The 15744-nt window shown below is 69.9% G+C and carries 15 protein-coding genes and 1 pseudogene; 8 read left to right on the top strand and 8 right to left on the bottom strand.

All coding sequences use genetic code 11. The features are described 5' to 3' along the window. Positions 1 to 23 precede the first annotated feature (23 nt). From QWM81_RS21530 to QWM81_RS21520, 3 genes are read left to right on the top strand one after another with little or no spacing between them, the layout of a single operon-like run. The gene (locus QWM81_RS21530; protein WP_290113845.1) at positions 24 to 278 is read left to right on the top strand and encodes a lasso peptide biosynthesis PqqD family chaperone; all 255 of its coding nucleotides are present in this window, start codon (positions 24 to 26) and stop codon (positions 276 to 278) included. Next, positions 275 to 718: a lasso peptide biosynthesis B2 protein gene (locus QWM81_RS21525; RefSeq protein ID WP_290113844.1), complete on the top strand. Its 444-nt coding sequence runs from the start codon at positions 275 to 277 to the stop codon at positions 716 to 718. The genes QWM81_RS21530 and QWM81_RS21525 overlap by 4 nt, the downstream gene beginning before the upstream one ends. Before the next feature lie 53 nt (positions 719 to 771). After that, entirely contained in the window at positions 772 to 2559 is a 1788-nt protein-coding gene (locus QWM81_RS21520) for an ABC transporter ATP-binding protein (protein WP_290113890.1), read from the top strand. Between the two features lie 466 nt (positions 2560 to 3025). Here QWM81_RS21520 and QWM81_RS21515 read toward each other — a convergent pair whose 3' ends face one another. The 4 genes from QWM81_RS21515 to QWM81_RS21500 form a co-directional block, all read right to left on the bottom strand. After that, a complete protein-coding gene (locus QWM81_RS21515) occupies positions 3026 to 3589 on the bottom strand; it encodes a VanZ family protein (RefSeq protein ID WP_290113843.1) in 564 nt (187 codons plus the stop codon). Between the two features lie 76 nt (positions 3590 to 3665). Then, positions 3666 to 4058 carry a DUF2267 domain-containing protein gene (locus QWM81_RS21510; protein WP_290113841.1) on the bottom strand — a complete coding sequence of 131 codons (393 nt, stop codon included), beginning with the start codon at positions 4056 to 4058 and terminating at the stop codon, positions 3666 to 3668. A gap of 555 nt (positions 4059 to 4613) precedes the next feature. Then, on the bottom strand, positions 4614 to 4883 hold the full coding sequence (locus tag QWM81_RS21505; RefSeq protein ID WP_290113839.1) for a hypothetical protein: 270 nt from the start codon (positions 4881 to 4883) through the stop codon (positions 4614 to 4616). 146 nt (positions 4884 to 5029) lie between these two features. Then, positions 5030 to 5692, bottom strand: a complete 663-nt coding sequence (locus tag QWM81_RS21500) for a hypothetical protein (protein WP_290113837.1) — start codon at positions 5690 to 5692, stop codon at positions 5030 to 5032. A 609-nt stretch (positions 5693 to 6301) separates the two neighbouring features. Between QWM81_RS21500 and QWM81_RS21495 the strand changes: the two genes are divergently transcribed. From QWM81_RS21495 to QWM81_RS21485, 3 genes are all read left to right on the top strand, one after another. Continuing rightward, entirely contained in the window at positions 6302 to 7372 is a 1071-nt protein-coding gene (locus tag QWM81_RS21495) for a hypothetical protein (RefSeq protein ID WP_290113835.1), read from the top strand. A 318-nt stretch (positions 7373 to 7690) separates the two neighbouring features. After that, on the top strand, positions 7691 to 8026 hold the full coding sequence (locus QWM81_RS21490; RefSeq protein WP_290113832.1) for a hypothetical protein: 336 nt from the start codon (positions 7691 to 7693) through the stop codon (positions 8024 to 8026). Between the two features lie 1585 nt (positions 8027 to 9611). Next, complete coding sequence (locus tag QWM81_RS21485; RefSeq protein ID WP_290113831.1) at positions 9612 to 9929, top strand: site-specific integrase; 318 nt, start codon at positions 9612 to 9614, stop codon at positions 9927 to 9929. A gap of 78 nt (positions 9930 to 10007) precedes the next feature. Here the strand turns inward: QWM81_RS21485 and QWM81_RS21480 are convergent, their stop codons facing one another. Next, positions 10008 to 10400 (bottom strand): hypothetical protein, encoded by a 393-nt coding sequence (locus QWM81_RS21480; protein WP_290113830.1) that lies wholly within the window; start codon positions 10398 to 10400, stop codon positions 10008 to 10010. A gap of 360 nt (positions 10401 to 10760) precedes the next feature. Beyond that, entirely contained in the window at positions 10761 to 11903 is a 1143-nt protein-coding gene (locus QWM81_RS21475; RefSeq protein WP_290113829.1) for a magnesium and cobalt transport protein CorA, read from the bottom strand. Positions 11904 to 12015: 112 nt separating this feature from the next. Here QWM81_RS21475 and QWM81_RS21470 point away from each other — a divergent pair. Next, positions 12016 to 12276 (top strand): annotated as a pseudogene (locus tag QWM81_RS21470) (DNA glycosylase AlkZ-like family protein); the annotation flags it as partial. A 40-nt stretch (positions 12277 to 12316) separates the two neighbouring features. On the opposite strand, the gene QWM81_RS21465 reads toward QWM81_RS21470, so the two are convergent. Next, a complete protein-coding gene (locus QWM81_RS21465) occupies positions 12317 to 12973 on the bottom strand; it encodes a LysE family translocator (RefSeq protein ID WP_290113828.1) in 657 nt (218 codons plus the stop codon). 156 nt (positions 12974 to 13129) lie between these two features. On the opposite strand from QWM81_RS21465, the gene QWM81_RS21460 reads away from it, so the two are divergent. Beyond that, positions 13130 to 14806 (top strand): AMP-binding protein, encoded by a 1677-nt coding sequence (locus tag QWM81_RS21460; protein ID WP_290113827.1) that lies wholly within the window; start codon positions 13130 to 13132, stop codon positions 14804 to 14806. A gap of 108 nt (positions 14807 to 14914) precedes the next feature. Here QWM81_RS21460 and QWM81_RS21455 read toward each other — a convergent pair whose 3' ends face one another. Next, entirely contained in the window at positions 14915 to 15709 is a 795-nt protein-coding gene (locus QWM81_RS21455; RefSeq protein ID WP_290113826.1) for a hypothetical protein, read from the bottom strand. Positions 15710 to 15744 lie beyond the last annotated feature (35 nt).

The following is a 15744-nucleotide window of genomic DNA, read 5'->3' as shown; positions in this document are numbered from 1 at the left end:
CACCGGAGAAAGGCAGTCACACCATGGCATTGCGGTTCGGCCCCGATGTCTCCACCGCGGAGACCGACTACGGCACAGTCCTGCTGGACCAGCGCAGCGGAAACTACTGGGAGCTCAACCCCACCGGCACCCTGGTGGTGAAGACCCTCCTGGAAGGCGGCGACGAGGCGGCGGCCGTCGACGCGCTCGTCACGGAGTTCGACATCGACCGGGCCCGCGCGGAGCAGGACGTCACGGCCCTCATGCAGGAACTGCAGAAGTCGGGTCTGGCCACATGACGACACCGAGCGCGCTGGAGCGTCCCACCGGCGTTCCCTTCACCCGGCGTCTGGCCGCCCGCCTCGTGCTGCTTCCCGCCGTCGCGCTGTCGCTGCTGTCCCCGCGCAGGATCCGCGCCGTGCTCGGTGTCGTACGTCGCGGAGCCGCGCCCGCCACCGCCGCGCAGGCGAAGAACGCCCGAGACGCGATGTGCGCGGTGAGCCTGCTGTGCGCCGGGCCGAAAGGCTGTCTGCCCCGTTCGCTGGGCGCGGCCCTGCTGTGCCGGCTGACGGGCAGTTGGCCCACGTGGTGCACCGGGGCGAGCGTGGTGCCTCCCTTCAACGCGCACGCCTGGATCGAGGCGGAGGGCCGGCCCATCGGCGAGGGCGTGCCCGACGACTACTTCACGCGGCTGCTGGCGGTGGGGCCCGTGACGGCGAACCGGCCCCCCGCGTCGTGACGACCTCCCGGGCGGAGGTGCCGGACCGCTCGACACGGGCCGCGGTGGCCACCATGTACCGGCTGACCACCGGGCACCGGACCTCCATCGTCGTGGCCACCGTGCTCACCCTCGTGGGCTCCGTACTGGGGTTGGCCCAGCCGCTCGTCGCCAAGCAGATCGTGGATGTGAGCGGCCAGGGACGGGCGTTCTGGCCCCTGCTGCTCCTCCTGGCAGTGCTGTTCGTCACCGAAGCGGCCACCGGTGCCATCGGTCGCTTCGTCCTGGAGCGCATGGGTGAAGGAGTCGTACGGCAACTCCGCCACGGCCTGGTGGGACGGCTGCTGCGGCTGGAAATGAGGGAGTACGACCGCCACCGCAGCGGCGATCTGATTTCCCGCGTGACCGCCGACACCACCCTGCTCAGGGAGGTGGTGTCCCAGGCCCTCGTCGACCTGGTGACCGGGGCGCTCGTCGCGGCCGGTGCGATCGCCCTGATGCTGTGGATCGACCCGCTGCTGCTTCTGCTGGTCGCCCTGACCGTGGCGACCGCAGCGGCGATCGTGGCGTCGCTGCTGAAGGGCATCCGGGCCGCCTCCGAACACATGCAGAACTCCGTCGGCGCGATCGCCGCCGACCTCGAACGCGCACTCGGCGCACTTCCGATGGTGCGCGTGCACCGCGCCGAGGACCGCGAAGCACAGCGCATCGGCAAACGCATCGAGGCCGCACACGACGCGGGCGTACGGACCGCGAAACTCGCGTCCGTGATGAGCCCGGCGGTCGAGCTCGCCGTCCAGGGCTCCTTTCTGATCGTCCTGGTCATCGGCGGCCTGCGCGTCACCGGCCACGCCAACTCCCTCGGCGACCTCGTGGCCTTCCTGCTCTACGCCTCCTACCTCGTTCTGCCCCTGTCGTCGGTGTTCCGCGCGGTCGGCCTGATCCAGCGCGGCATGGGCGCCTACCAGCGCATCGAGCAAGCCCTCGCCCTCCCCACAGAGCCCACACAGGCCCAGATGCCAGCAGTACGGGCGCGCACGCGTCAGTCGGCCCCGCCGAATGTCTCGCACGAGGAACCCGTCCTCGCCCTGCGGGACCTCACCTTCGGCTACACCCCCGACCGGCCGGTCCTGCGCGGCGTCACCCTCACCGTCCCCCATCGCCGCCAGACCGCACTGGTCGGCCAGTCGGGAGCCGGAAAAAGCACGATCTTCGCCCTGGTCGCCAGGTTTTACGAACCGGACTCCGGAACCCTCCTCTTCGACGGAGGGCCCGCCACCGAACTGACGCGCGCCGAATGCCGCGCACGCATCGCCGTCGTCGACCAGAACGCCCACGTCGTTCACGGCACGCTGCGCGACAACATCACCTACGCCGCGCCCGACGCCGCCGAGGCCGAAGTGCGACGCGTTGTCGAACTCGCCCAGCTCGACGACGTCGTACGCCGCCTGCGTGGCGGCCTGTCCGGCCTCCTCGGCGACCGCGGCAACACCCTCTCCGGAGGCGAGCGCCAGCGCATTGCCATCGCCCGCGCCCTGCTAGCCCGCCCCCAACTCCTCCTGCTCGACGAGCCCACGTCCCACCTCGACGCCATCAACGAAACCGCCCTCACCACGGTGATGAAGGACGTCGCCCAGGGGTGTGCCCTCCTGGTGATCGCACACCGGCTCTCCACCGTCCAGCACGCCGACCAGATCGTCGTACTGGACAACGGCCGCACCACCGCCAGCGGACGTCACGAGGAGTTGCTCACCAGCAGCCCCACTTACCGCCAACTGGCCGCCGGACAAATGCTCCGCCCGGCCGTGCCCCGACCCTCCCGCATAACGAACGCCCGGCCACAACCGCACAACCAGTTATGAACCGGAGTGGACCGGAGCGGACACGACAGCAATCGTGGACATAGCTGCCAGGGCACCGATCTGGCACGGAATGTGAGCCAGAGCCAGTATTCGACCGGCGCCGACACGAGTTGGTGCCTGCGTTCCCCCGAAAGCGGTGCCAACCGCAGCGTGGGCCTAACACAGGTACGCCGCCACGACCTGGCCGACGGTCTACGCGATGTGCGCATCGCCCACGGCGATCCCTTCGCCCCGCACACGGCTCCTGGCCACCGCCTTCCTCGGCGGCTTCGCCAAACCCGCCTGTACGCAGCAGCGCGCCTACGCGCCTTCTGATCTCCGGCCTGCCCAAGTGCACCCACATGGCGTACGACGGCGAAGTAGTCCCCGCCCCAGCCGCCCCGCTCCTCGACAAGCTGACCGAAGGGCTCACGGTCTACCGGCCGGCGACCGACTGATCTTCCGTAGCCTGTCACGTCCCCGCCTGTCAGTCGGCGGCAGTGGTGGGTCGCTTGGTGAAGCGGTGCCACCAGTGGTGGCGCCGGGGGTGTACAGCGCGGCCGAGTCGGCGACCGATCACCAGGTAGCCCAGGAAGGCGCCTGTCGTGTTGAGCAGGACGTCGTCGATATCGAAGGCCCGCCCGGTGACGAGGGCGCCTTGTACGAGCTCGACCAGCAGCATCACCAGCGCGGTGACCGCTGCCACGCGCAGGAGCCCGCGAGCGCGGGGGACCAGCACAGGCAGGAGCACGCCGAACGGGATGCCCAGCACGATGTTGCCGCCGAGTTGCTTGATGGTGTCGCGAAAGGCCGGCTGCGAAAGATAATCGCGGATGGAGTCCCCTGGGCGCAGGTTGCTGTGTGTGAACGGTACGGAGGCGGCCGAGGGCTCCAGCGTCAGCCGGGCCAGCACCACTGCGAAGGCCACCGTCCCGACGAAGGCCAACAGTATGGCCACCACCCGACCTCGCCGCGACACAAGGGGCTTACCCGAGGCCGCCTTCCCATCCGGTGCCTTCACGGCCTTGTGGTGCAGAACTGTCCGCGCCATCACGAGCTGCCGGTCGTTGGTCTGCCTGTACTTTCCGTTACCCGCAACGGGAAGGCAGCACGCGCTCCGCGCCGGTTCACGCCGGTTCCTTACGGCCGAACAAGACAGCGTGGCCTGGGGGCAACTGGGTGAGGATGCGACGCAGCAGCGCATCGTCGGCCACTTCCGCGATCGTGAAGAGCACGGCGGTGACAGCCCGGCGAGCCGCCGCGACCTCTAGCTCATCGCGTGCGGCCACAGCGTCGACGAAAGCCGAAGGCGTCAGCGGTTCACTGGCCGGCGCCACGTCGGTGAGTAGCGGAACGCACTGACGTGGCAGCAGACGCGCGAGATCGCTACGGTCGTCGCCCACAAGGTGTGCCCCCAGAATTTCAAGGACACTCTGTAGCGCCCCGGCTGCCTCATGCCACGCGGCGTAGCCGCCGCGTTCCTGGACCCGGTCAATCAGCGCTTCGACGGTTCTGTCCACAACTGGCTCCCATCGTTGCCTGGCCAGAAACCACTGCCTGGGCACAGGCCCTGGCCAACCGTGAGAACCCGCCTACCCTCCTTAACGGAGTGGAACCATGTGGCTACGTTTGGTTGCTGCATCTGAGGGGTCGAGGGGCACGCGATGGTGAGTGGCGCAACCGCCATGCTTGTGCGGCCAACGCGCCTGTCCGTGCGCCCATTCGCCGAGGAGCCGCTGCGTCGCCCACCGATACCGCGTCCCGCTCGACCACTGCCGGTGTGATGACCAGCCTGTTCACCGGCACCCTCCACCTTCTTGCCCTCGATACCGGCCCCCTCGGCAGCCACCGTACGAGACCGCTCCCCAGATCCTCCAACCGCTCGTTTCCCGTCATGTCAGGACAGCAGGGTGAGCAGTGCCGTCGGCATGGGCGGCTTCCTCGACCGCGCCCCACGGCTCGCCTTGGTCATGGCCCCTTGCGGCCGGGACCGGCGGGTGCCTGCATGACGCCGCTCGCCCTGCCCTCGTTTCTTCTGCAGAGGGCAGGGCGAGCAGTTGCGGCCGTGGCTGGTTTCAGCTGCCGACAGGGGTGACACCGAACATCAGGGTGCGACGAGTGATGTCGTAGTGGACCGTTTCCGTGTTGGCGAGCAGATCCTGCAGAACGTCCGCGTCGTCGGCATTGACCGTCAGCACTTCTTCCCACGCGCCCTGGTCGAGTACCAATTGCAAGGTGATCGTGCCGGGAGCTCCGGGCCCGCCAGCGACCCAGGTGAACTGATAGTGGCTGAGCTGGCGCACCTTGATGCTGTCATCCGTGACCGGCTGCGTGACCTTGGCCATGAGGCTTCTCCCTGTCGGGTAAGGGGGCTGGGGCAGGTTCGAGTTCCAAGGGCCTTGGAGAAAGGCTGCGATTGCGCTGATGCCGGGCGAGGGCTAAGTGCTCGACCGTGCGTGGACGGCTTCGATTCGGGTGGTCGGCCGGTCCATCAGTCCCCCGACAGCCCGGCTCGCGCATCAACTTCGCGGCGCCGTCCCGGCATGCCGTGCTCACGGGCCCGGCGGACGGCGGCGAGACCGGTGCCGCCGGCCATGACGAGGGGCGAGGCCGCTCTGCGCAGTGCCCCGAGCCGCTGCTGCTCGGGGCGCTGCTGCTCTCCGTGCAGGGCGTTGAGAACCAGCACGCCGGCGGTCAGCGCGGGCACCGCCCACTGCAGCAGGGAGAGATGGCGCTGCGCCTGTTCCAGCGTGATCGGATGATCGGCGGCTGTCTCGGCGTCCTCGGGGTCCAGGGAAGCGGCGAGTTCCACTTTCTTGCCCACCACACGGCTGTAGGCGGTGGCAGCCAGCGCCGCAGCGGTGAGCACCGCCTTGGCTGCGGTGGAGGCGCCCACGCCGCGCTGGTTGGCCACCCGTGCGCTGTTCGCACCCAACAGTCCGGCTCCGCCGATGAGGTGGGCACCGATCGCTGCTGCATTGACGGGTGTCCAGGCGGCCCAGCCGGCGCTGGCGATACGCGAGGCGAACATCTCATCGCCGCCCATTTTCCTCGCGGCCCCGTTCACGCCGATGGCTCCCATCAGGGAACCACCGAACCAAGCGGCCAGACCGATATCGTGCAGACTGCGCAGGACCGTGTTGCGTTGCGACATCTGAACCTTTCCACGACTCAAAGCCCCGCGATCTAGGGGCCACTCGGACAAGCGCCGGTGTGATGCACGGCATCGGCCAGGCAGGGCGGGCACACGGGCGACCGCCTGAGATCTGCCAGCGCCGAGCCCGTACGCCGCGAGCGAGAGCCACACATGCCAGCGCGTGCCAAGAGGGAGGGGCCGGTGCGTCTCGTCGCTGGCGGCATGCTCGAAATCACCGGCACACCGCCGGACCCTCTTCGACACTGTCAGCGGCTATACCTGGTCCCTGGGCGACGGGGGCGCCTTGGGCCTATCGGGCGCAGGTTCTGAGGGACAGCATGGGCGGGGGCGCGCCCCGAAGCCGAGCGGGACAAATTTCAGCTTGCCCTTCGTCGCCGCCCGGCGCTCCTCCCGTCGCCTTGCCCAGTCCTGCCAGTGCTTCCTACTGATCGTCCACCGAGGCAGCATGGCCGAGGCCGACGGTCTCAAGCCGGCTCAGGCCAATGCTCGCAGCGAGCGGGCCGGGCCTGCCGCGGCCTCTGGGTGTGGCCCGGCATTTAGCGCACCCACCCGTCAGCGCCACACGGAGCAGCCGCTGGGGCCCGGGCGGGCAAGGGCGGGATGTTCATGGGTGCTGGGGACACGACTCCGGAGCAGCGGCTGGAGCGGTTGCGGGCGCTGCTGCGCGGGACGCGCACTGATTCGCGGGCGGCGCGGCTGCTGGCGGCGGGCGACAGAGGCTATGTGCTGTTCGGGGCGGCGTTGCATGCGGCGGACCGGTTGCGGCAGCAGCAGACGGCGACCGACTTGGAAGGCCGGTTGCTGGCGGTGCTGCGGGCGGCGCTGGGGGATGAGGAGATCCGGGACTGGGGTCGGGAGTACCGGGAGGCGGTGACCGATCTCGGCACGCTGCGGGTGGTGCCGCAGGCCATCACCAGCCGGCCCACCTCCTCCGGGTACAGCCTGGCGAATCTGAACGCCGACTTCGCTCCGATCGCCCAGGAGCACATGGCGCAGCCGAACGCCGCGATCGTCAGCCGGGAATTAATTGCGACGGGCGCGGAAGTGGACAGCCCGGCGTTCCAGCAGGGCACCCGCCAGTACGGCTTGGGCGTCACCGTCTTCCAGCACACCGCCCCGACGCCCACCTCCGCGCACAGCACCGACACCGGCGAGAGCGGCGGCGACGGACCAAGCGAGCCGGTGCAGGAAGCACCGGAGGAGCGGGCTTCGGCGCAGTTTCGGGCGCGGCTGGAGCTGGAAAGCTTCCAGGTCGTGCGTGAGGTCGGCGACGGGCTGAGCGGCCGCGATGAGCTGTACTGGACGGCGTCCGCCACCAGCGACAAGGTCACGGCCTCCGCCTACTTCTCCGATGAGTTCGGCGCGGTGCAAGAAGGCCAGACACGCCACTTCCCCACCGCCGGCCGCGGGCGGACGATTCTCGACGGGCAGGCCAGCACCGGACTGGTGGTGCACATCACGGTCTGGGAAGCCGACCACAGCACCAGCGCCTGGTTCGACAACCTGGTGCACGCCTGCAACGAGCTGTCGAAATGGCTGTTCGACAACAACACCCCGGTGCGTAGGTGCGGATATGCCCACGCACCATGCATGGCGCCTGTGCGGCAAACGGGTGTCTCCAGCTGCTGCTCGTCACCGATCCCGGACCTTTCCGTTCGCCTGCGACCCCACGCTTGACAGGCGCGTCCTGCACCGACCCGTCATGGGGCGGGAATGCTCCGCACGCCAAATGGCCTCAACCGCCTCTTCGAGGGTGGGGTCTGCGCCTCTTCGCAAAGCTCACAGACCCCACTCCCAGCCACAACTGGCGACCCACGCCAACTGGGAAACCTGGTGGTCGGCCACGCCTGCCTGGATGGTGAAGCCCGAGCTGCCGTCAGCAGCACCAGAAGCGCACGGCCCCCCTTGGCGGACTTGGGTGGCGGGGCGCCACACCACCCCCTATCGTCCGAAAAGCGGGAAATGCCCGCTTGTGAATCAGCGAGGTGAACAACCATGGCACAGCGCACCCACCGTCTGCTGGCGATCGCCGCTCTGACCGCCGCCACCGTCGTCGTACCGATGACCGCGACCGCGCAGGCCGCTCCGGCGACCGCCTACACCAACGACGACCGCGGCCACCACGACCGCTGGAAGCACCACGACAAGGACGGCAAGAACCACGGCCGCTGGAACAACGACTGCGGTTGTGACGACAAGGGCCACGGCAAGGACGGCCACGGCAAGGACGGCCACGGCAAGGACGGCCACGGCAAGGACGGCCACGGCAAGGACGGCCACGGCAAGGGCGGAAGCTGCTACGGCGGCGGACTGCTCGGTGGCATCCTCTAACCATTCCGGAGCACCACGGCTGCGGCAGATACCAGCGGGCCTGCCGCAGCCGGACGCCAGAAGACAACGACGTCCAAACCCTGTTGGCGGAACGCTATGTGTAGGCGGGACCGGTGACAGGACGTGGGCAGACCCGCCCGGATGGGATCACGACCCGGAACCAGGCCCGGCTGTTCCGGTTCCCGTGCTGCTGCCCACGCCGGTGATCTAACCCACCGCGCCCCAGACCAGCCGAACTGATGTCACTCTGCCGGTCCTTCCTACTCGATTGCAGTGCTTGAGTGGACCGTCGTTTCCTGGTCCTCCTGGAGAATCTGCTGTCGCCCAGCCCACGGCGAGGCCCTGCCCGCATCGCGGTGTGGGCCTGCCAGCCCTTCGGACCTGTAGCGCCGCTGGGCTTCGCGGCTGAGGCCCGCGAGCGCGTCGAAACGGGGCTGGCCCAGGACGTGGACCTCGGCGGCAGGGTGGCGCACCCACGCCTTCGCGAGAGGAAGATCCCGTTCACCCATGACGACGATGTCGCGGCTGTGCAGCGTGGGCCATGCGACCGACTCCGCTGTCCAGGACCCGTGCTGGACATGCACCGTATTCACGCCATGGCGCTCTGCCACCTGTACAGCCAGTGCACCCAGCGGGCTGGTGTCGTTGCTGACCAGAACGGTGTGCGGCCGGGCTGCGGTGAGGACGCCGTCCAGCCACGTCTCCGCCCGGACTACGGATTGTCACGAGGGCTGGGTGCACCCGCCGCTCGTCTCCAGTATCACCGGCTCAAGGCTCAGGCCGACCTCCTCCTGGACGGTCTGTGGAAGGCCGGCGGCGACTCTCGCCGCTCTTGGCGAGGGCGACAGCGCCGACGAAGAGCTCGGCGACGCTGTCGGCGGTCAGGTGTGTCATCGGGCAGGTACTCCTTCGCCCTGCGGCAGTCCGGAATCGGTGCCGCGGTAACGGACACGAGACGGAGCAGCCGGTCCAGTTGAACCTCGTGCTCGTCGACCCGAACGACGCGGCCGTCGTCCGGCAGCCTCAGGCCGTCCGCGGCGCCGGAGAGGTCGAAGAGACCGGTCGGCGGCGAGCACAGAGTCACCCCCCCCGACTCCTGAAGCCGGGCACCGCTCCGCCGGGTCGGTCGCCAGGTCCACCACGAGGCTCGGGTGTCCGTTCCTGGCCAGCTCCTCCAGTACCGGCAGCGAAGTGGCCGCGTGACGGGAGGACCACGACAGCGCCACCACCTCACTCAGCGGCAGCTCCGAGGGTGCCGGGCCCGGCACCGCTGCGGCCGCCAGGAGAGGAGGGAGGGTGCGTAACTGCGCGGAGCGGAGGGGGTTATGAGGGGCCGCAGCACCGAGCAGATAGGCGATGCCCGACCAGGTAACGGTGTACGCCCGGTACTCGCGGAAGCTGCCCGACCGCATCCCGACGAGTCCTTCGTACGGCGCGAGCCTCAGCGGACCTGGGGCCTTCGCGAACGGCTCCCAGGCGCTGAGCGCCGCCAGCTTGCGTACGACCTGCGCCACCAGGCGCCGCGCTGGCACGTGCTGGACAGGTCTTTGGCCTCTCGCCGGAGGATGTCGACTTCGAGCGTGGTTTGATCCGCGTACGTCGGCAGGTCCAACTGCTGAACGGCCGCTTGTACTTCGCCCTTCCCAAGGGCGGGAAAACGCGTATCGTGGACATGCCCCGTTCGGTTGCGACCGATCTGGCTGCCTACTTCCTCCTGTACCCGGCCGTTGAAGTCGAGTTGCCGTGGGGCGGCCCCTTGGAGAGGGAGACACGGACGTTGCCCCTCGTGCTGACGACGACGTACGGCAACGCGATCCGCGCGAACATCTTCAACAACGATGTCTGGAAGCCGGCACTCGCGAAGGCCGGCGTGATCCCCATGCGGGAGACGGGGAAGCGCTGATGGCGTCCCGCAAGGACGGATTCCACGTCCTGCGACACACCTACGCCTCGATCATCCTCGAAGCGGGCGAGTCCGTCGTCACGCTTGCCCGGTGGCCGTTCCCTCGGGACCGCTGCTGCTGCCCCAGCCGCCGCTCGTCGCAACGACCCATCCTTGCTGGTCCTTCATCTGGGCGGCGAACGCGCTCAGGTCGTGTATCGAGCAGCCGCATTCCAACGAGACGCGGATGCTGATGTAGGGACTTCGGGGGTTGTCGTTGCCGTAGGAATCCTTCTCCCACCGAACGTCGTGGACGTGGTCCTTGAGGCCGGTGCGTTCCTCGTCGTGCTTGATCCCGTGGGCCTTGGCGTACTCGTTCAGGTCGTCGATCACGAACAGGTGGCTCGACCACTCGCCGGGCCAGACGGCGAAGAGGCGCGACGTGCCGGCCATTGCTCGCTCGTAGGAGGCGCGGTCGTTTCCGTGTGTCACCGTGCCGTCCTCGTGGACCTCGATATAGCACGTCGTACGTGCGGTGTAGGGGAAGTCCTTCCCTGCCGCTGCGGCGCTTCTCGGCTCCAATCAGCCCTCCCGGTGTGCGTGGTGCCCCGTTGAGCAGTCAACAGCATCTGCGGCGGCTGCCGCAGGCGGTTCGGCGCCACTCTTAGTGACGGGCGGCTGCGGCAGGGCGGCCGGAGCGGAGCCGTGCGAGAGGTACCGAACAGCAGGTGGGGGAGCGACGATCCCCTCCCTTGCGCGGCGCATTCTCCCCAGATTCTCCCCAGGGCCTCGAAATAGCCTTCCAGGAGCGTTCGCAGAAGCGAAGTTGATCGACATCCCGAGGGCTGCTCGCTACAGCCAGTCCCGCCGCTTGAAGATGACGTACAGGCTCGTACACACCACTGCCATCAGCAGGATCGCGAAGGGGTAGCCGTACACCCAGTGCAGCTCCGGCATATGGTCGAAGTTCATTCCGTAGATGGTTCCCACGAGTGTGGGTGCAAACAAGATGGCCGCCCAGGACGAGATCTTCTTGATCTCCTCGTTCTGCTCGAAGCCCGCCTCCGCCAGCGCCCGCATCTCCGCGTTCTGCTGCTGCGTGACCAGCGTCGTGTTCACGGTCAGGATCTCGGTGAGGGCCTGGCGGAAGCCGTCCACGCGTTCGCTGGTGTGGGTGACGTGGTCGGCGACGTCGCGGAGGTGGCGCTGGAGTTCCTCGTCCGTGCCGTATTTGGCGAAGCCCGCCATCAGGGAGTGGAGCATGCCGACCAGGGGGCGGGTGGCGCGCTGGAACTCGACCATTTCGCGGGAGAGTTCGTAGATGCGGCGCGACACCTCGGGGTCACCGCGGAAGACTTCCGTCTCGATCTCGTCGATGTCGTTCTGTACGCCGGCGACCACCGGCGCGTACCCGTCGACGACCGCGTCGAGGATCGCGTACAGCACCGCCTCCGGACCCAGGGCCAGTAGTTCCGGGGTCTCCTCCATGCGGCGGCGCACCGCGGAGAGGTCCGGCGCCGCGCCGTGGCGGACCGTGATGAGGAAGTCCGCGCCGAGGAAGACATGCAGCTCGCCGAAGTCGACCTCCTCCTGGGCGTCGAGGTAGCGGGCCGCGCGCAGCACGACGAAGAGTGTGTCGCCGTACCGTTCCAGCTTCGGGCGCTGGTGGGCCTCCATCGCGTCCTCGACGGCCAGCTCGTGCAGGTTGAACTCGGCGGCCAGGGAGAGGAGTTCCGCCTCGGAGGGGCGGTGCAGCCCTATCCACGCCATGCCGTCCGGCTCTTCACGCAGCCGGCGGAACGTCTCGGCGAGCGTGCCGGGGGAGGCCACCTTGAGGCCGTCCCGGTAGACGGACGCCTGGACGACGCTGCCCCGGTGCCGGGACGGCTCCGGACCCGGCGCGGCGGGCGCGTCCGCGGGCGGCTGCGCGGTGGCCGTGGGCGCGGCCGGCGACGTACGCCGGAGCCAGTTGGGCTTCCTTGAGGGCAGCGTCATAGGGCTTCCACCTCCCGCGTCGAACCATATACGCCCCGGTTTGCGGCGGCATGGCAGGAACCGGACCACTTTGCGGACAGCCGCTGTCCTCAGGCGGCGTAGCGTGCGCGGCATGGTCTCCGAGAAGAAGCCGGTGCTCTCCACCCGCGCCCTCGACCGCGCCACCCTGGAACGGCAGCTCCTGCTGCGTCGTACCCCCATGTCCGCGAAGCACGCCGTCGCGCACCTCGTCGGCCTCCAGGCGCAGAACACCACACCGCCCTACTTCGCCCTCGCCGCCCGCCTCGACGGCTTCCGGCCCGAGGAGCTGTCCGGGCTGATGGAAGCCCGTGAGGTGGCGCGCATCGTCACCGTGCGCTCCACCATCCACACGCTCAGCCCGTGCGGTGAGTCGCGCGGGGCAGTCCCCGCGGTCAGTCCGCGCGGCCCGTCGCCGCCACCGTCACGCCCAGGCCGATCATCGCGAAGCCCCCCGCCCCGCCCACCATCGACAGGCGGCGCTCCGAGCGGGCGAACCAGCCGCGGGCGGCGGCCGCGCCCAGGCCCCACAGGGTGTCGGAGACCAGGCCGATGCAGATCGGGATCAGGCCGAGCAGCAGCATCTGGGCCGCCACCCCACCCGCCGCGTGGTCCACGAACTGGGGCAGTACGGCCGCGAAGAAGACGATGCCCTTCGGGTTGGTGACGCCCACCACCACGCCGTCCACCACCGTCCGCAGGTCCCCGCGCGCCGGAGCCGCGGGCACTGTCGCGGTCGTACGGTGCAGGGCGGCCCTCATGTCCTCGCGGTGCCGCAACGCCTGCACCCCGAGGAACACCAGATACGCCGCGCCCGCCAGTTTCACCGCCAGGAACACCGCCGCGGACCGCTCGACCGCCGCGCCGATCCCCAGAGCGACGGCCACCACCAGGACGTACGAACCGAGGACGTTGCCGAGCACCGTCGCCATCGCCGTACGGCGGCCGTGCGCGAGGGCGCGCCCGATCACGAACAGCACGCTCGGACCCGGGATCATGATCACGAGCACCGACATGGCCGCGAACGCGAGGACCCGGTCTGTCGACACCATGCCCCACACCCTACGGGCGCACGGGTCATGCCAACAGGCCCGCCCGCCGGGCCGCCACCACCGGCTCCACGGCTCCTTCGCCCCCGTCCGGGGGTAGTGAGACCTGGGTCGGCGATTGCACGATGCCGGTGACGGGTGCCGCGATGAGGAGGCCATATGTCGGAAAGCGACGCGACGGAGACGTTCCGGGCGGCCCGGGACTTCCTGCTGGAGCACCGGGAGGACTACGAGACGGCGTACGAGGGCTTCGCGTGGCCCCGGCCGGCGCAGTGCAACTGGGCGCTGGACTGGTTCGACGTGATCGCGGAGGGCAATGACGCGACCGCGCTGCACATCGTCGAGGAGGACGGCACCGAGGCGCGTATCGGCTTCGCCGCGATGCGCGGCCGCTCCGGCCGGGTCGCGAACGGGCTGCGCCGGCTGGGGGTACGGGCCGGGGACCGGATCGTGGTCATGCTCGGCAACCAGGTGGAGCTGTGGGAGACGGCGCTCGCCGCGATGAAGCTGCGGGCCGTCGTCATCCCCGCGACGCCGCTGCTCGGGCCCGCCGACCTCGCCGACCGCGTCGAGCGCGGCCGGGCCCGCCATGTGATCGTCCGCGCCGAGGACGCGGCCAAGTTCGCGGACGTACCGGGGGAGTACACCCGGATCGCCGTCGGGGGCGCGGCGGACGGCTGGATCGCGTACGAGGACGCCTACGCCGAGCCCGAGGAGTTCACGCCCGACGGGCCGACGCACGCCGACGACCCCCTCATGCTGTACTTCACCTCCGGCACCACCGCCCGCCCCAAACTCGTCGAGCACACGCACACCTCGTACCCCATCGGCCACTTGTCGACGATGTACTGGATCGGGCTCCGGCCGGGCGACGTCCACCTCAACATCTCCTCGCCCGGCTGGGCCAAGCACGCCTGGTCCAACCTCTTCGCTCCCTGGAACGCCGAGGCGACCGTCTTCATCCACAACTACGCGCGCTTCGACGCGGCCCGCCTGATGGCCGAGATGGACCGGCACGGCGTCACCAGCTTCTGTGCGCCGCCCACTGTGTGGCGGATGCTGATCCAGGCGGACCTGTCGGCGCTGCGTACGCCGCCGAGGGAGGCCGTCGCCGCCGGTGAGCCGCTGAACCCCGAGGTCATCGAGACCGTGCGGCGCGCGTGGGGGGTGACCATCCGGGACGGCTTCGGCCAGACCGAGACGGCCGTGCAGGTCTCCAACAGCCCCGGGCAGTTGCTGAAGACCGGCTCCATGGGCCGGCCGAGCCCGGGTTTCCGGGTGGAGCTGCTCGACCCGGTGACCGGAAAAGCCGGCGCGGCCGAGGGCGAGATCGCCATTGACCTGTCCACCGACCCGGTGGGCGTGATGACCGGCTACCACGGCGACCCGGAGCGTACGGCCGAGGCGATGGCCGATGGCTACTACCGCACCGGTGACATCGGCTCGCGGGACGCCGACGGATACCTCACGTACGTCGGACGGGCCGACGACGTGTTCAAGGCGTCCGACTACAAGATCTCGCCCTTCGAGCTGGAGAGCGCGCTGCTGGAGCACGAGGCGGTGGCGGAGGCCGCGGTCGTCCCGGCGCCCGACCCGGTACGGCTGGCCGTGCCGAAGGCCTACATCGTCCTCGCCGATGGCTGGCAGCCCGGCCCCGACACCGCGAAGGCGCTCTTCGCGCACTCGCGCGCCGTCCTCGCCCCGTACAAGCGCATCCGCCGCATCGAGTTCGCCGAGCTGCCCAAGACCGTGTCGGGGAAGATCCGCCGGATCGAGCTGCGTGAGCGTACGGCGGCGGGGTCGGCGGCCGAGTACACCGAGGGGGACCTCGCGTGAGCCCATCCCGCGTCGAGATCCCGACGCCTTCCCGGTGACGGTCGGCGGCGAGGCGCGCGCGATGGCGCCGCGCCGGCGGTAGGGGGTCGGGGCGCGCCCGCTCTGCCGCTACGCGCCCCGGGCGACGAGTTCGTCGGCGGCGCTGTTGACGGGTTGCGGGGTGCCGGTGAGGTCCATGACGAACAGTGGCAGCCGCAGCCCGTCCGCGCGGGCGCGGGCCTTGTCCTCGTACCCCGCCAGCGAGAACGACACGCTCGTCGCCGACGCCGCCAGGCCGGTCAGCCACAGGCACTCCACCGCGCGCAGGGAGGTGGGCCGGGTCGTCGGGTCGACCTGGGCGACCAGGCCGGGGCCGCGCAGGTCGATGACGGTCCCGGGCCGCTCATCGGGCTGGACGACATCGCGGAAGCCGAGCCAGCGCAGGTAGAGCGCGGCCGTGGTGACCGCGTCGCGGGCGGTGCGGATGGTGACCGGGCGGAACGAGGGGCGCGGTACGGCGGCCGTGCGGGGCAGCGGTATGTGCGCGGGCACCGTCGACGCGGGCACCGTCGAGACGCCGGTCGTGGAGGCGGTGGCCCCGGAGGACGCGGCCGGGCCGTCGTCGGGCGCCGGCGGTCCCGGTGGCGTGGGCGGCACGGAGGTCACCGGCCGTACCGGGACGCGCAGCACCGTGCCGCACGGGCAGCCGAGCTCGGGCTGGGGCCACTGGTCCTGGCGCCCGCAGGCCGTGCAGCGGACGGTGACCCATTCGTCGGTCCAGGTGCGGTGGGTTATCGGCTCGGCGGGCGCGCCCCTGAGCAGGGGCGGGACGACGGGCGCCCCGCAGGCGCACGGGTATACCGGCGGTGTGTAGGCGTGCGCCCGGCGGCAGGCCGGGCAGCGTACCGGCACGTTCTCTCCCACGAGTGGCCCCCTTCGCTCCGTGACCCATCGTCCAC

This window comes from Streptomyces ficellus (assembly GCF_030406405.1).
Taxonomy (GTDB): domain Bacteria; phylum Actinomycetota; class Actinomycetes; order Streptomycetales; family Streptomycetaceae; genus Streptomyces; species Streptomyces ficellus_B.
This window is presented reverse-complemented; position numbering and strand designations above follow the sequence as displayed.

Bases quoted from the DNA above. Each gene is read 5' to 3' on its own strand.
- QWM81_RS21530 (WP_290113845.1), top strand. From the start codon at position 24: ATGGCATTGCGGTTCGGCCCCGATGTCTCCACCGCGGAGACCGACTAC.
- QWM81_RS21525 (WP_290113844.1), top strand. From the start codon at position 275: ATGACGACACCGAGCGCGCTGGAGCGTCCCACCGGCGTTCCCTTCACC.
- QWM81_RS21520 (WP_290113890.1), top strand. From the start codon at position 772: ATGTACCGGCTGACCACCGGGCACCGGACCTCCATCGTCGTGGCCACC.
- QWM81_RS21515 (WP_290113843.1), bottom strand. From the start codon at position 3,589: ATGGCGCGGACAGTTCTGCACCACAAGGCCGTGAAGGCACCGGATGGG.
- QWM81_RS21505 (WP_290113839.1), bottom strand. From the start codon at position 4,883: ATGGCCAAGGTCACGCAGCCGGTCACGGATGACAGCATCAAGGTGCGC.
- QWM81_RS21500 (WP_290113837.1), bottom strand. From the start codon at position 5,692: ATGTCGCAACGCAACACGGTCCTGCGCAGTCTGCACGATATCGGTCTG.
- QWM81_RS21495 (WP_290113835.1), top strand. From the start codon at position 6,302: ATGGGTGCTGGGGACACGACTCCGGAGCAGCGGCTGGAGCGGTTGCGG.
- QWM81_RS21490 (WP_290113832.1), top strand. From the start codon at position 7,691: ATGGCACAGCGCACCCACCGTCTGCTGGCGATCGCCGCTCTGACCGCC.
- QWM81_RS21475 (WP_290113829.1), bottom strand. From the start codon at position 11,903: ATGACGCTGCCCTCAAGGAAGCCCAACTGGCTCCGGCGTACGTCGCCG.
- QWM81_RS21465 (WP_290113828.1), bottom strand. From the start codon at position 12,973: ATGGTGTCGACAGACCGGGTCCTCGCGTTCGCGGCCATGTCGGTGCTC.
- QWM81_RS21460 (WP_290113827.1), top strand. From the start codon at position 13,130: ATGTCGGAAAGCGACGCGACGGAGACGTTCCGGGCGGCCCGGGACTTC.